Below are 14,373 nucleotides of genomic sequence, written 5' to 3'. Positions count from 1 at the left end.
TAAGCGTATAGCCCGACCGTCGTCGGGAACTGAAAAGCCCGGTTTCGACCGGGCTTTTTTGTCGGTGGGTGTAGCAGGGGCACAAAAAAGGGCCGGCATGTTGCCGGCCCAAAGGGTCCAAAGGAAGACAGGATACTTGCGGCGTTTACCACCACGCCTCGATCTGGGCGCCAATCTGGATGTCGCCGTCGATGCCGTCCCCGCCGCGGGCAGCCTCGGCTTCATCCCCGAAGAAGGTGGCTGCGTAGGCTCGGATAACCGGGCGGGCCCAGTAGCCGGAACCTGCCTGCCACTGCTGTGCAATGGCGAACTTGCCCAGATCCTGTGATTCGGCGAACCAGGGCCGGTCGGTTTCGCTGTAGCCAACTTCAATGGCCGTGCTCATGACCGGAGTCCAGTTATAGATCGGGCGGGCAACAATGCTCAGGCGTTCACCATCTTTGGCCGCCGGGTCGTGGGATTCGGCCTGCTCGTACACAATGGAGTGGCCAAGGTCCCAGCTATTGCCCAGCTTGATGACGCCGTGGTTCAGCACCCGCCAGCTGGACTCGAAATAGCCGGCCACATTGCCGTTGTCCACCCGGCCGCCGCTGCTGCCTTCGGCGTTGGCAAAGCCCATGGAGTCGGCGCCGTACTGAATGGCGAACTTGTTGAAGCCCCCCATGATCCCCGTTGAAACTTCCGCGGTCAGGAAGTAGCCGTCCTCATCCTCTATGCCCGCGGCCTCCTGCTGGTCTGTCAGGTCAGCCATCGCGTAGATGCCGATCAACTCGAGCGTGTAGTCGCTTGCCACCGGAAAGGCATAGCGCAGGTCAATCTTGTTGTTCTGAACCAGGTTGTCGCCATCACTGGTGTCGGAGTTGGTGTAGGCGACCGAGAAGTTGCCAGACCCCATGCTGATGTTTTCAATGCCCGCGCCGTAGCCGGAGTTGTTGACGTAGTACAGGTCCAGCTGATGGATGTCCTTACGCTGGTAGAAACGCTTACCGGCCCACAGTGTTGCTCCCGGAAGTGAGTCGATGACGTTCTTGGCGGAAACGTAGAGCTGGCGTAATGCAATATCGCCGCCGCCGTATGGATCCGAGTTATTGGTGGTGGTTTCAGAATTGGTGAAGTCTACGTTATTGATGTTATTACCGCCGTTGAGGGCCTGGTAGTCATTGCCCTGGGGGTCGGCGCTGTAGGCCAGCATCGAGTCGAAGCGGAACGTCTTTCCGTCTTCGTTGTAGAGTTCGTCGCCCAGCCCCAGCTCGGCGTAGGTGTCACACTCGTCGGCAAGGCGGCCGACATAGTGCCCTGTGGCACCATTGCCAAAGCAGGTCTGCTCGCCGCCGCTGCCAATGTTGGTGGAGGCGCCCGCGCGGGCATAGCCATTGAAGTCCACCGCCATGGCAGGGCCGGTCATTACGGCAGCCGCGACGGCCGCAGCCAGGGGGAGTTTTCTTGCGAAGAAGCGCTTGTTGTTCTGCATGTTTGGGTCCTGTGCTTTTTGTCGTTTTTGAATGTCAGGGAAGCGGAATTTCCGGTTTTTTCTGAAGCTTCAGTAAGGGCCGGATTGCGCTTCCGGCTTCCGCGATTGCAGCTTCTGCCAATCAGACATTGGGGAAACCGGATTTCATGGTGTTGTAACCCTGGGTGCAGTACATCCTCCGCCCTGAACAAATTGGGGGGTGAGTTTTCAGGGGGAGGAGGGGCGTAGACGGAGGAGTCTCTTATGGGCTGGTTGCGCCGGGCGTTGCGCGCCTATTCGGGAGGAAAGCGTGTCGGTTTGAGGCTTTCCTTGATCTTCTTCAGGTGCCCGAGAAAATCGGCGCCGCGTTTCAGGGTGACGCCGGTGGCCAGAATGTCGATCACCGTCAGGTGAATGATTCTGGATGACATTGGCATATACACCTCGGTGTCTTCGGGAGCTGTTACGCCAAGGACAACGGTGCAGATTTCAGCAAGCGGGGATTGCGGGTTGGTGATGCCGATCACGGTGGCACCGTTTGCCCGCGCGAGCTTGGCTATGTCAACCGTTTCACGGGTACGGCCAGTGTAGGAAATCAGGACGATGACGTCGCCCACATTGGCGCCGGCAGCAACCATCCGCTGCATCAGGGCGTCGTCGTAAGACATCACCGGGATGTTGAAGCGAAAGAATTTGTGCTGGGCATCCAGGGCCACGGCGGCGGAACCGCCCATGCCGAAGAAGTTGATCTGCTTGGCCTGGATCAGGTAGTCAATGGCCATGGCCAGTGCTTTCGGGTCCAGGGCCTGGCGGGCTTTGTCCAGACTGGCAATGGTGCTCAGCATGATCTTATCCGCGAATTCGGATACCGAATCGTCCGGCCCAACGTTCTGGCCGACGTAGGGCGTGCCCGTGGCGATGCTTTGTGCCAGCCTGATCTTGAAGTCCGGAAATCCGGTGGCGGAAAAACCCCGGCAGAACCGGTTCACCGTGGGCTCGCTGACCTCAGCAGCGCGGGCCAGGGCAGCTATGCTGTAACGAGTGGCCGCACTGGGATCCCGAAGAATGGCTTCGGCCACTTTTCGCTCCGATTTGTTGAGGCTGTCCAGCCGGGCCTGGATGTCTTCAAGCAAGTTGTCGTCACGGTGCGCCTGGTTCGCAGCCATTAAAGGTACTCCCTGAATCTTGGCGATCATTGGTGTGAAAACGCGCTGATTATACCGTGTTTTCTGTCATTATGGGGTAGTAAAAGTATCAGAAAATGGTTTTTTTGCTTGGAAAACCCGATTTCCGATGTCATTATTTGCATAAAATTACTACATTGAGTGTTTGTTCGGGCGGTTCTTGGGATCGCCTTACCCACCAGAGAGAAGGAACCAATGGTCAACAAGATTAATACCCGGTGTGACCTGATGCTGTTTGGCGCCCTCGGCGACCTGGCGCAACGCAAGCTGTTTCCAGCCCTTTACCAGTTGGAGCGTGCCAATTTGCTGGCCGAAGGCAGTCGCATTCTCGCGATAGCACGCACCGAGGCTGACACAGTGGCGGTTCGGAAACAGTTGTTCGAGAAACTTGAGCAGCATGTGAAGGCGGAAGAGTTCGAAGCGTCCGTCGTCCGAAAATTCCTCGAACGCGTGGATTACCTGCGGCTGGACTTCAATGACCCCGACGGCTTTGGTGTACTCAACGAGTGGCGTGACGATGCCAACAACGAACTGATCGTCTACATGGCTACACCCCCCGCCATGTACGGCGTGATCGCCCGTAATCTCCGCGCCGCGAGTTGCTGCACCGAGAAGACCCGTGTGGTGGTGGAGAAGCCCATCGGCCACGACCTTGAATCCTCCCGGGTAATCAATGATGAGTTGGGGGAGGTCTACAACGAAAATCAGCTGTTCCGGATTGATCACTACCTGGGGAAGGAGACGGTCCAGAACCTGATTGCCCTGCGATTTGCCAACAACCTCTTTGCCTCGCAGTGGGATCAGAACCACATTTCCCACGTCGAGATCACGGTGGCTGAGAGCGTCGGCATCGAAGGGCGCTGGGGCTATTTCGACAAGGCAGGCCAGATTCGGGACATGATCCAGAATCACCTGCTCCAGTTGCTGTGCCTGATTGCCATGGATCCGCCTTCGGACCTGTCCGCTGACAGCATCCGGGATGAGAAAGTGAAAGTCCTGAAGGCCCTGCGGCGGGTGACGCCGGACATGATGGAGAGTCATGTGGTGCGCGGTCAGTACACCGCCGGCACCAGTAATGGCAAACCGGTGCCGGGGTACCTGGAAGAGGAGGGGGCCAACAAGGGCAGCGATACCGAGACGTTTGTGGCCCTGAAGGCGGAGATCGAGAACTGGCGCTGGTCCGGGGTGCCCTTCTACATCCGGACCGGAAAGCGTCTGCCTGAGAAGCTCTCCCAGATCATCATTCACTTCAAGCCCGCGCCCCATTACATCTTCGATCCGGACCAGAAGCACCTGGCCAATAACAAACTGATCATTCGCCTGCAGCCCGACGAAGGCATGTCACTGAAGATTCTGACGAAGGATCAGGGTCTGGACAAAGGCATGCGTCTGCGTCAGGGGCCGCTGGAACTGACCTTTTCCGAGACCTTTGATACCGATCGTATCCCTGATGCCTACGAGCGATTGTTGTGGGAGGTCATGAAGGGGAATCAGTACCTGTTTGTGCGCCGGGACGAAGTCGAGCACGCCTGGCGTTGGGTGGACGAGGTGATCCGCAACTGGCGCGACAGCGGCGAGCCGCCCAAGCGTTATGCGGCAGGCACCTGGGGGCCTGTGGCGTCCATTGCCATGATCACCCGTGATGGGAGGAGTTGGTATGAAGACGCCTGAGATTGACTTGCCCGAGGGCGTTCACATGCGATTCGGCTCCGACCCGGAACAGGTGGCGCTGGATCTCGCGGACGCCGTGGCCGCCTTCCTCAAGGAGCGGCTTGCTGACGCGCAGAGGGTCAGCCTGGTGGTGTCGGGAGGTTCAACACCCCTGCCATTTTTCCGGGCGCTGTCGACGAAAGATCTTGACTGGCACCGGGTGGATCTCCTGCTCGCGGATGAGCGCTGGGTGCCGGAGGATGACCCTGCCAGTAATACCCGTCTGGTACGGGAGAACCTGCTGCAGGATCGCGCTGCCGGCGCCAACTTTCTCTCACTGAAGCAGCCGGGCGCGACCCCGCTGGAGGGTCTGGAAGCAGTCAAGGCGGAATTGTCCGGGCTGGCGCTGCCGCTCGATGTTTTGATTCTGGGGATGGGGAACGATGGTCACACGGCTTCCCTGTTTCCGGACGCACCGGAATTGCCGCGGGCCATGAGTCCCGACTGCCCGGACCTGGTTGCTGCGGCTACGCCACCGTCCCAGCCTCAACAGCGTATCACCCTGACCTGGCCGACGTTGAGGGATGCCCGTTTTACCGCCCTCCACCTCAAGGGTGCCGACAAGCTTGAGACCCTCAGGCGTGCAATGACAGCACCGGAAGATGTGATGTCGATGCCGGTTCGTGGCTTTCTCAAGCCCGGCCTGAATGTGTTCTGGAGTCCCTGAATCCGGCTCTAACTGATTCCATGGAGAAAATCATGACCCAGCTTTCTGAATTTCATCGTGAGCGCGTCCGAGCCGTGCTGGACGCATCGCCGCTGGTCCCGGTGATTGCAATCAATCACCTTGAGGACGCCGTGCCACTGTGCCGGGCGCTGGTGGATGGTGGCATCAATGTGCTTGAGATCACCCTGCGTACCGAACATGGCGTCGACGCCATCAAAGCGGTTCGTGAAGCCATTCCCGAGGCCTGGGTGGGGGCAGGGACCGTTACCAGCATTGCCCAGTACCGACAAGTGGAGGCGGCTGGTGCCCAGTTTGTCATCACACCGGGGGTGACCGAAGCCATTCTCGAATTTGGCCTGACCTCCGAGGTACCGCTGTTGCCCGGTATCGCAAGCGTCTCCGAGTTGATGATGGGCTACGCCCTCGGATACCGGGAGTTCAAATTCTTTCCGGCGGAAGTGGCCGGTGGTGTGCCCGCGCTCAAAGCGTTCAGCGGGCCCTTCGGCGACGTCACCTTTTGCCCGACCGGCGGCATCCGTCGCGAGACCGCTCGCAATTACCTGGCGCTGAAGAATGTTCAGGCGGTCGGTGGATCCTGGCTGACCCCGAGCGACGTGGTAGCAGCCAGGGACTGGGGGCAGATCACCGAGATAGCCCGCGGCAGCCTGGCCGATCTTTGAGACGGAGGCTGAGAACTCGGGTTTAGTCGTCATCAGGAAATCCGGCGTTCCGATCACCACAGAGTCATCGGAACGCCGAATGGTGCGTGGCGTATCAGCGGATGTCCGAGCCGACCCGGACAATCTTCATGGTATTGGTGCCGCCCTGGGCATTCACATAGTCGCCTTTGGTGATCACGACCAGGTCATGCTCATTGACGACGCCGCGATTCACCAGTTCTGATACCGCCTGCGCGTTGGTCCGTTCGTTGGGGATTTTGGCGGAATCAAACGGGATGGTCTGAACGCCGCGGAACAGGACCACGCGGTGCTGGGTCGAGTGATGGCGGGAGAATGCGAAGATCGGCAAGCTGGACTTGATGCGGGACATAAGCCGGGGAGTTGCCCCGGTTTCGGTCATGCAGATGATCGCAGAGACCCCTTCCAGGTGGTTGGCCGCATACATGGCCGACAGGGCAATCGCCTCGTCCACGCGTTCCATGCTCTCGTGAATGCGGTGCTTGGACTGGTGCATCGAGGGGTGCTTTTCGGCGCCCAGGCAGATCCGCACCATCGCTTCGACCGCTTCCTTCGGGTAATCGCCAACGGCGGTTTCCGCCGATAGCATGACCGCGTCGGTGTAATCCATGACCGCGTTGGCGACGTCCGACACCTCGGCCCGGGTGGGCATGGGGCTGGTGATCATTGATTCCATCATCTGGGTGGCGGTGATCACCGCCCGGTTCAGCACCCGCGCCCGGTTGATGATGTGTTTCTGGACGCCCACCAGTTCGGCATCGCCAATCTCCACCGCCAGATCCCCGCGGGCAACCATGACCGCGTCAGACGCTTCAATGACGGCATCGAGGGCAGCCTCGTCGTGAGCCAGTTCTGCCCGTTCTATCTTGGCCACCAGGCCGGCTTCCGAGCCGGCATCCTTGAGGAGCCTCCGTGCGGTGTGCATGTCTTCCGCGGTTCGCACGAAGGAGACCGCCACGTAGTCGGCACCCAGGCGGGCGGCGGTGACAATGTCCTGTTTGTCCTTTTCGGTGAGGGCGTCTGCCGAGAGGCCGCCGCCTCGCTTGTTGAGTCCCTTGTTGTTCGACAGCGGCCCGCCGATGAGGACCGTGGAGGTGATGCTGTGGTCGTCCACAGAGGTCACTTCCATTTCGATGCGGCCGTCATCCAGAACGAGGATGTCTCCGGGCTCGACGTCTTCAATCAGTTGCTCGTAATCGATACCGACACGTTCCTCGGTACCGGCTTCCTTGTCCATGGAGGCGTCCAGAACGAACGTCTGGCCGGCGACAAGGGTCACCTTGTTGTCCGTAAACCGTGCGATGCGGAGTTTCGGGCCCTGAAGGTCCGCCAGCAGGGCAACAAAGCGCCCCTGGGCGGCGGCCGCCTCACGGACCTGGCGTGCCCGGCCGATGTGTTCTTCGGCGCTGCCATGGGAGAAGTTCAGTCGGGTGACATCGACACCGGCGCCGATGATGGCGGCAAGGGCTTCGGGAGAATCGGTTGCGGGACCGAGAGTGGCGACAATCTTGGTGCGCCTGAGCATGTGTGGTGTCCTTTGGTTGGTCGGGAAGGTCTCATTAAGAATAGTGGAATAACCGGTGCCGGCCAGGGTTACTGGCCGGCCTGCATCAGGGCGATCGCGTTATCCAGCATTCGGTTTGAAAAACCCCATTCATTATCATACCAGGCCATGACTTTTACGTGACGACCCAGTACTCGGGTATGGTTGGCATCGAAGACGCTGGACAGGGCATTGTGGTTAAAGTCCACACTGACCAGCTTTTCCAGGTTGTAGCCAAGAATCGGGCTGGTCTCGGCTGCAGCCCTGACCGCCTCGTTGATTTCCTCAACCGTGGTGTCCCGGCTCGCGATAAAGCCAAAGTCGACCAGCGAGACGTTGATGGTGGGGACGCGCACAGCGAGGCCATCGAGTTTTCCGTCAAGTTCCGGGATGACCTTGCCAATGGCGGCGGCGGCCCCGGTTTTGGTAGGAATCATGGACTGGGTGGCGGAGCGGGCGCGATACAGGTCCGTATGGTAGACGTCACTGAGTTTCTGGTCATTCGTGTAGGAATGAATGGTGGTCATCAGGCCGCTTTCGATGCCCACTGCCTTGTGCAGGGCTTCGACGACGGGGGCAAGGCAGTTGGTGGTGCAGGAAGCATTCGAAATCACGTCGTGCTCCCGGGACAGCGTCTGATCATTGACTCCGAAAACCACGGTCGCGTCGGCGTCAGGGGAGGGGGCGGAGATAATGACTTTGCGGGCGCCGGCGGTTAGATGAGCCGCTGCCGCATCGCGGCGGGTGAAGAGGCCGGTGCACTCGAACACCACGTCAATGTGGAACTCCCTCCACGGCAGCTCTTCCGGATTGCGAACCGCAGAAATAGCGATGCGATCGCCATTCACCGTCAGGGATTCCGCATCGTGTCCGACCACGCCTTCAAACCGACCGTGAACGCTATCATACTTGAGCAGGTGCGCATTGGTTTCGGCGTCGCCAAGGTCGTTGATGGCGACGACCTGAATCTGCTTGCGGTAGTCATTTTCGTAAAGTGCCCGGAGAACATTGCGGCCGATTCGGCCAAAACCGTTGATTGCAATACGGATAGTCATCGTCCGACTCCTCGGTGGTTGGTTTTTTGTTCGTTTTTTCCTCTTATAATGTAGTAAATATAACAACAAAAATTTGGTTTTTGAACGTTTTCCGGGTGAAAACTCCGAAAAAAGAAAGTAAAGTTACATCTATAATGACATCCAACCAGTCAGTTAAATGGAGCCCATCATGCACCCGATCGTTGACAGGGTTACACAGCGAATCATTGAGCGTAGCCGGTCCAGCCGGCAGGACTACCTCGGCCGGATGAACGAGCTGAAGGCCCAGTCGCCCCATCGCAGCACCCTTTCATGCGGAAACCTGGCGCATGGGTTCGCAGCATGCGCCCCGGGCGACAAAGACACGCTGAAGTTCATGAACAAAGCCAATGTCGCCATCGTTTCTGCCTACAACGATATGCTTTCGGCCCATCAGCCCTATGAAAAGTTCCCGGATATTATTCGGGACGCGGCCCATGGGATGGGATCCGTGGCTCAGTTTGCGGGTGGGACGCCGGCCATGTGCGACGGTGTAACCCAGGGCCAGCCGGGCATGGAATTGAGTCTGTTTTCCCGGGACACAATCGCCATGAGCACGGCCGTGGCACTCAGCCACAACATGTTTGACGCAACCTTGCTGCTCGGCATTTGCGACAAAATCGTGCCCGGGCTGCTGATTGGCTCTCTCAGTTTTGGCTACCTGCCGACCATTCTGGTTCCGGCGGGCCCCATGCCTTCCGGTTTGCCAAACAAGGAGAAGCAACGCATTCGACAGCTCTACGCCGAAGGCAAGGTCGGCCGGGAGGAATTGCTGGAGGCCGAGAGCAAGTCCTACCACAGCCCCGGTACCTGCACCTTTTACGGTACCGCCAACAGTAATCAGTTGCTGGTGGAGGTCATGGGGCTGCATTTACCCGGTTCCGCCTTCGTGAATCCGGGAACCCCGCTTCGGGACAGCCTGACCCGCGAGGCGACCGAGCAGGTTATTCGTTTGTCCAAGCCTCATGGGGGCGAGCTTGGCCTGGGCGACATGGTGGACGAGAAAAGCATCGTCAATGCGCTGGTTGCCCTGCTGGTGACCGGGGGCTCGACCAATCACACCATTCACTGGATCGCCATTGCCCGTGCCGCTGGCATCATCATCGACTGGAACGACTACGCGGAACTCTCGTCCGCGGTGCCCTCCATGACCCGTATCTACCCTAATGGGCAGGAGGATGTGAATGCCTTCCACGAGGCGGGCGGCACGCCGTTCCTGATCCGGGAATTGCTGAATGGCGGGTATCTGCACAACGATGTCGAGACCGTGGTGGGGCATGGCCTTGAGCGCTACACCAGGCATCCTGTGCTGGAGGGGGACAAACTGGACTGGCAGCCAGCACCGGCGAAAAGTCTCCGCCCGGAGGTGCTGAGTTCAGCGGCCGAGCCGTTTGCCCCGGATGGCGGGCTGAGGGTTCTGGATGGCAATCTGGGGCGAGGCGTCATCAAGGTGTCTGCGGTAGCGGAGGAGCACCGCAAAGTCGAAGCGCCGGCGGTGGTTTTCAATGATCAGAACGAACTGAAGGCCGCGTTCGATGCCGGAGACATGGATAAGGACTGTATCGTGGTTGTTCGTTTCCAGGGGCCCAAAGCCAACGGGATGCCGGAGCTGCACAAACTGACGCCGTACCTGGGCGTGCTTCAGGATCGGGGCTACAAAGTCGGGCTGGTAACCGATGGCAGAATGTCGGGGGCGTCAGGCAAAGTGCCTGCGGCCATTCACGTGTACCCGGAGGCACTCGATGGCGGGCCGCTGGCTCGCGTCCAGGACGGCGACCTGATCTGTCTCGACGCGTTGACGGGGCGTTTGAGCGTTGAGGTCGATGATCACGAGTTTGCCGAACGGGGTTCGGTAAAAGTCGACTTGAGCGGTTATCATCACGGTTACGGTCGGGAGTTGTTTGGCTGGATGCGCCGTTCGGCAAGCACGCCCGAGGAAGGTGCCAGCTTTTTCTGGAATCACGACGCATGACAGCAAGTCAGTATGCCCTGGTCGGAGACATCGGTGGGACCAATGCGCGATTCGCCCTGGTGGCACAGGGCAGCGTCCGGCCTGAGGCCATTGAAATCCTGCCGTGTGGCGATTACGGCAATCTGGACGATGCCGTGGTGGACTACCTTGAACGCGTGGGGGTGGCTTCCGTCTCCGAAGCCTGCCTGGCGGTAGCCTCGCCGGTGAGCGGTACCCGTGTCAGGATGACCAACAATCACTGGTGTTTCGACACCGATGAGGTCCGCGCCCGTTTCGGCTGGCAGGCATTCAAGGTCATCAACGACTTCACGGCCATGGCGCTGGGTGTGCCCCACGTCCGCTCAGATCAACTGGTGCATGTCTGTGGCGGCCCCGGCGATGAGCGCCGGCCGCGGCTGGTAATGGGGCCCGGAACCGGCCTTGGCGTATCCGGACTGGTGCCTATTACCCATGGTTGGGTGCCCCTGATGACCGAGGGCGGTCACGTGGACTTCGCGCCCACGGACGATACGGAAATGGCCATCCTGCGCATCCTCAAGGCTCGCTTCGGGCGAGTGTCCGTGGAGCGGATTCTGTGTGGCCAGGGGTTGCTGAATCTTTACCAGGCGCACGCGGAAATCCAGGGCGTGGCGGCACCGCTGGATGCGCCCGAACGAGTGACCGAGGCAGCCCTGGGACAGGCGGATCCGCTGGCGCGTCATGCGCTGCGCCATTTCTGCGAAATCCTGGGTCGTGTTGCTGGCAACGCTGTATTGACGTTGGGCAGTACAGGCGGCGTTTATCTTTGCGGCGGCATCCTGCCACGTTTTCTCGATTTCTTCCTGGAAAGCCCGTTTCGGGCCGGGTTCGAAGACAAGGGCCGCATGCGCCCGCTGGTCGAGCGCACACCGGTCTACGTGGTGACCGAGCCCTACACCGGACTTCTGGGTGCCGCCGAAGCCCTGGGCAATCCGGAGGTCTAGTCCGTTGCTCCGGGCCGGGTAGCGTCTACAGGTAGTGAATCAGGTTTTCCTGAGCGACCCGGTATTGCTGATTGTAAACCCCGTTTTCCGCCCGTTTGCCGGCAGCCAGCATCATGGTGACCAGCCCTTTCTTCGGAATTTTCAGCAGTTTTTTCACGCGGCATTCGTCAAAGCCTTCCATCGGGCAGGAATCGTACCCGTGTGCCCGCAGGGCGAGCATCAGGTTTTCCGCGGCCAGCGCCGTTGATTTGGTCGCCCAGACTTTCATTTCATTGGACGAATAGGGGCCTCGCGGTACCGGGCGGGTCAGGCCAACCACGAAGCCCGCTGCTTTCTTGGCAACGCCCAGCAGGCCGAACGGGCCCTGGTTGTAGTGGATGGGGGCAATCTTCCGGTAGTACTTTTCGACAATCGGAGGGAGTTTCTCCTCGGGCCATTGCTCCACCGCCAGTCGGGCGTGATTTCGCCAGGTGTCGGTGCGGGCTACAATGGCAATCAGGAGTGGTGCCGTTTTCGCCGCATTCTGTCCGAGGCAGGCCCCGGCCACCCTGGATTTCAGTTCCGGCGTGCGCACCACGTAAAATTCCCAGGGCTGCAGATTGCTGGAGTTGGGCGCGAGCGTGGCCAGTTCGAGGCAGTCTGCCAGCACGTCGTCGGGTACTGGATCATTCTTGAACCGGCGGATGGAACGCCGGGAACGCACCACCTTTCGAAACTCCTCCACATTGATGTCCGGGAGCGCCCCTGCCTTCGCATTCATAACGGTTCCTTTTGGGTTCGTGTCGCTCTATGGTTACGGGAAACCCTTCAGTGATGCAATTGCCGGGATGACGATTGACCCATGACAGATCAACTTGCCGACTTACCTTTCCGGGAACTGGTTCGGCGGGTGAGGGCCTGCACCATTTGCGCGGACGTGTTGCCCTGTGGCCCGAGGCCGGTGGTTCAGCTCTCGGAATCGTCACGCATTCTGGTGGTTGGGCAGGCGCCCGGTCGCCGCGTTCATGACACCGGGCTCCCCTTCAACGACCCCAGTGGGGACCGGCTGCGGGATTGGATGGGGGTGACCCGGGATACTTTTTACGACGAACAGAAGCTGGCCATTCTGCCCATGGGCTTCTGTTACCCGGGAACGGGGAAATCGGGCGATCTGCCGCCGCGGCCGGAATGTGCACCGGCCTGGCGCCAGGCACTGCTTGATCGATTGCCGGACATTTCACTGACGCTGGTGATCGGCCGCTATGCCCATGCGTGGCACCTGCCGGACGGTGAGGCCTCGGTTACCGGCAATGTGAAGAACTGGGAACGTTACTGGCCAGACGTGGTGCCAATGCCGCACCCCAGCCCCCGCAACAACGTATGGCTACGGCGGAACCCATGGTTTGAAGAGGTCACCGTTCCGGCGCTGCGGGCGCGAGTGGCCTCAATACTGGCAGAACGCTGACGTTCAGGCGCTGTGGTGCATCGCGGCATCGCTCGAATTGGATGCCTGTTGCCCCCGGAGAAACTGGTTCAGGGCTTCAACGTCCTGCTCGGTTGCGTAGAGTCCCTGCTTGGTTCGGCGCCACAGAATGTCATCGGCATCCAGGGCCCATTCGGCTTCCCTCAGATAGCGAACTTCGGCGGCGTAAAGCGTGCCGGCAAAGTGTTGGCCGAGATCGTCCACCGACGTGCAGTCGCGCAGGAAGGTATAGGCACTGGTCCCGTAGGTTCGGACATACCGGCTGATCAGATTGTCCGGTAACCAGGGAAAGTCATGATGCAGCCGGGCCGACAGGTTCTCCTGGTTGTCAAAATCGCCCCCGGGCAAAACGGCGTTTTTGGTCCAGCGGCCACCCGCGTTGGGAAAGAACTGACAGAGCTTGTCGGTTGCCGCTTCGGCGAGCTTGCGATAGGTCGTGATCTTGCCGCCAAAGACCGAAATCAACGGTGCCTTGCCGGGCTCGCTGCTGACTTCGAAGGAATAGTCCCGGGACGCTTTTTGCGCATTCTCCTCTTCGCCGTCCATCAGTGGACGCACCCCGGAATAGGACCAGACCACATCCTCGGCGCTCAGTTGCCGCTTGAAATGCGAGTTCACAATGTCGAGCAGGTACTCGGTTTCCTCCGGAGAGATGCGCGCCTGCTTCGGATCGCCCTCATAATCGACGTCCGTGGTACCCACGAGTGAAAACTGATCTTCATAGGGAATCACGAACACGATGCGTTCATCCTCGTTCTGCAGGATGTAGGCTTCGGTGCCTTTGTTCAGGCGCGGTACGACGATGTGGCTGCCCTTGACCATCCGGATCATCCTGGGGGCGGGCATGGCGAGGGTTTCACCAAAGAGTTTACTCACCCAGGGGCCGGAGGCGTTGACAATGGCGCGGGCCCTGACAGTTTGCTCGGAATCGTCTCCCGTGTCTCTCAGCGTAACCGTCCACTCGTTGTTGCCTCTTTCTGCCTTCACGCATTTGGTCCGGGTCATGATGCGGGCACCGGATTCCTGGGCTTTCTTCGCGGTCAGCACGACCAGTCGGGCGTCGTCCACCCAGCCATCGGAATACTCGAAACCTTTGACGAGTTCCGGCTTCAGAGGGTCGGAGCTGTCGAACCGGATCGAACGTGAGCCGGGCAGAAGTTCCCGTTTGGCCAGATGATCGTACAAAAACAGGCCGGTCCGTATCATCCAGGCGGGTCGGAGGTGAGGACGGTGGGGCAGGCGGAAACGCATGGGCCACATGATGTGTGGAGAGTTCCGAAGCAGTGATTCGCGCTCGGCAAGGGCCTCCCGAACCAGCCGGAACTCGTAATGCTCGAGGTAGCGCAGCCCACCGTGAATCAGCTTGCTGCTGCTGGAAGAGGTCGCCGACGCTAGATCGTTCATTTCACAGAGCAATACCCTGAGCCCGCGCCCCGCCGCATCCATCGCGATGCCTGTTCCGTTCACGCCGCCACCGACGACAACAACGTCATAGGTGTCCTGTTCCTTAATCATGGCTGCTCTGTTCCTCCCTTTGTGGCAAAAGTATGGCCCCGGGGTTGCACACTTTTCGTTCGACTTCGAGCATTATGCGAAAGTCTAAAATATTCGTAAAGGAAAAATAAGAAAAAAAACGAAAATCAAGGTCGGAT

The 14,373-nt window shown here is 59.6% G+C and carries 12 protein-coding genes; 6 read left to right on the top strand and 6 right to left on the bottom strand.

The annotated features are described in order from the left end of the window. Window positions 1-145: 145 nt before the first annotated feature. Window positions 146-1,471 (bottom strand): maltoporin LamB, encoded by a 1,326-nt coding sequence (gene lamB, locus KXD86_RS03865; protein ID WP_218634762.1) that lies wholly within the window; start codon window positions 1,469-1,471, stop codon window positions 146-148. Window positions 1,472-1,743: 272 nt separating this feature from the next. Beyond that, on the bottom strand, window positions 1,744-2,616 hold the full coding sequence (locus KXD86_RS03860; protein ID WP_218634761.1) for a MurR/RpiR family transcriptional regulator: 873 nt from the start codon (window positions 2,614-2,616) through the stop codon (window positions 1,744-1,746). A 213-nt stretch (window positions 2,617-2,829) separates the two neighbouring features. On the opposite strand from KXD86_RS03860, the gene zwf reads away from it, so the two are divergent. From zwf to KXD86_RS03845, 3 genes are read left to right on the top strand one after another with little or no spacing between them, the layout of a single operon-like run. Next, on the top strand, window positions 2,830-4,305 hold the full coding sequence (gene zwf / locus KXD86_RS03855; RefSeq protein WP_218634760.1) for a glucose-6-phosphate dehydrogenase: 1,476 nt from the start codon (window positions 2,830-2,832) through the stop codon (window positions 4,303-4,305). Then, window positions 4,292-5,011, top strand: coding sequence for a 6-phosphogluconolactonase (pgl, locus tag KXD86_RS03850; RefSeq protein ID WP_218634759.1), 720 nt, complete (start codon window positions 4,292-4,294; stop codon window positions 5,009-5,011). Before zwf ends, pgl begins: the two co-directional genes overlap by 14 nt. A 32-nt stretch (window positions 5,012-5,043) precedes the next feature. Beyond that, window positions 5,044-5,691 carry a bifunctional 4-hydroxy-2-oxoglutarate aldolase/2-dehydro-3-deoxy-phosphogluconate aldolase gene (locus KXD86_RS03845; protein WP_218634758.1) on the top strand — a complete coding sequence of 216 codons (648 nt, stop codon included), beginning with the start codon at window positions 5,044-5,046 and terminating at the stop codon, window positions 5,689-5,691. Between the two features lie 94 nt (window positions 5,692-5,785). Here the strand turns inward: KXD86_RS03845 and pyk are convergent, their stop codons facing one another. After that, window positions 5,786-7,234 carry a pyruvate kinase gene (gene pyk, locus KXD86_RS03840; protein ID WP_218634757.1) on the bottom strand — a complete coding sequence of 483 codons (1,449 nt, stop codon included), beginning with the start codon at window positions 7,232-7,234 and terminating at the stop codon, window positions 5,786-5,788. Window positions 7,235-7,302: 68 nt separating this feature from the next. Then, window positions 7,303-8,307 carry a type I glyceraldehyde-3-phosphate dehydrogenase gene (gap, locus tag KXD86_RS03835; RefSeq protein ID WP_218634756.1) on the bottom strand — a complete coding sequence of 335 codons (1,005 nt, stop codon included), beginning with the start codon at window positions 8,305-8,307 and terminating at the stop codon, window positions 7,303-7,305. Window positions 8,308-8,476: 169 nt separating this feature from the next. Between gap and edd the strand changes: the two genes are divergently transcribed. Together edd and KXD86_RS03825 are read left to right on the top strand one after the other, a co-directional pair. Continuing rightward, window positions 8,477-10,297: a phosphogluconate dehydratase gene (gene edd / locus KXD86_RS03830; protein ID WP_218634755.1), complete on the top strand. Its 1,821-nt coding sequence runs from the start codon at window positions 8,477-8,479 to the stop codon at window positions 10,295-10,297. After that, on the top strand, window positions 10,294-11,259 hold the full coding sequence (locus KXD86_RS03825; protein WP_218634754.1) for a glucokinase: 966 nt from the start codon (window positions 10,294-10,296) through the stop codon (window positions 11,257-11,259). Before edd ends, KXD86_RS03825 begins: the two co-directional genes overlap by 4 nt. A gap of 25 nt (window positions 11,260-11,284) precedes the next feature. Here the strand turns inward: KXD86_RS03825 and KXD86_RS03820 are convergent, their stop codons facing one another. Next, on the bottom strand, window positions 11,285-12,019 hold the full coding sequence (locus tag KXD86_RS03820) for a nitroreductase family protein (protein WP_218634753.1): 735 nt from the start codon (window positions 12,017-12,019) through the stop codon (window positions 11,285-11,287). 81 nt (window positions 12,020-12,100) lie between these two features. Here KXD86_RS03820 and KXD86_RS03815 point away from each other — a divergent pair, with 81 nt between their 5' ends. Next, window positions 12,101-12,703, top strand: a complete 603-nt coding sequence (locus tag KXD86_RS03815) for a uracil-DNA glycosylase family protein (RefSeq protein WP_218634752.1) — start codon at window positions 12,101-12,103, stop codon at window positions 12,701-12,703. A 3-nt stretch (window positions 12,704-12,706) separates the two neighbouring features. On the opposite strand, the gene glpD is transcribed toward KXD86_RS03815, so the two are convergent. After that, on the bottom strand, window positions 12,707-14,236 hold the full coding sequence (glpD, locus tag KXD86_RS03810; RefSeq protein WP_218634751.1) for a glycerol-3-phosphate dehydrogenase: 1,530 nt from the start codon (window positions 14,234-14,236) through the stop codon (window positions 12,707-12,709). Window positions 14,237-14,373 lie beyond the last annotated feature (137 nt).

This window comes from Marinobacter arenosus (genome assembly GCF_019264345.1).
In the GTDB taxonomy this organism is placed as follows: Bacteria; Pseudomonadota; Gammaproteobacteria; order Pseudomonadales; family Oleiphilaceae; genus Marinobacter; species Marinobacter arenosus.
Note: the sequence above shows the minus strand (reverse complement) of the source record. Positions and strands in the feature narration are given on the sequence as shown.

Excerpts from the sequence above, each read along its gene's own strand:
- lamB (WP_218634762.1), bottom strand. The coding sequence starts at position 1,471 with ATGCAGAACAACAAGCGCTTCTTCGCAAGAAAACTCCCCCTGGCTGCG.
- zwf (WP_218634760.1), top strand. The coding sequence starts at position 2,830 with ATGGTCAACAAGATTAATACCCGGTGTGACCTGATGCTGTTTGGCGCC.
- KXD86_RS03860 (WP_218634761.1), bottom strand. The coding sequence starts at position 2,616 with ATGGCTGCGAACCAGGCGCACCGTGACGACAACTTGCTTGAAGACATC.
- KXD86_RS03820 (WP_218634753.1), bottom strand. The coding sequence starts at position 12,019 with ATGAATGCGAAGGCAGGGGCGCTCCCGGACATCAATGTGGAGGAGTTT.
- KXD86_RS03845 (WP_218634758.1), top strand. The coding sequence starts at position 5,044 with ATGACCCAGCTTTCTGAATTTCATCGTGAGCGCGTCCGAGCCGTGCTG.
- pgl (WP_218634759.1), top strand. The coding sequence starts at position 4,292 with ATGAAGACGCCTGAGATTGACTTGCCCGAGGGCGTTCACATGCGATTC.
- pyk (WP_218634757.1), bottom strand. The coding sequence starts at position 7,234 with ATGCTCAGGCGCACCAAGATTGTCGCCACTCTCGGTCCCGCAACCGAT.
- glpD (WP_218634751.1), bottom strand. The coding sequence starts at position 14,236 with ATGATTAAGGAACAGGACACCTATGACGTTGTTGTCGTCGGTGGCGGC.
- KXD86_RS03815 (WP_218634752.1), top strand. The coding sequence starts at position 12,101 with ATGACAGATCAACTTGCCGACTTACCTTTCCGGGAACTGGTTCGGCGG.
- KXD86_RS03825 (WP_218634754.1), top strand. The coding sequence starts at position 10,294 with ATGACAGCAAGTCAGTATGCCCTGGTCGGAGACATCGGTGGGACCAAT.
- gap (WP_218634756.1), bottom strand. The coding sequence starts at position 8,307 with ATGACTATCCGTATTGCAATCAACGGTTTTGGCCGAATCGGCCGCAAT.
- edd (WP_218634755.1), top strand. The coding sequence starts at position 8,477 with ATGCACCCGATCGTTGACAGGGTTACACAGCGAATCATTGAGCGTAGC.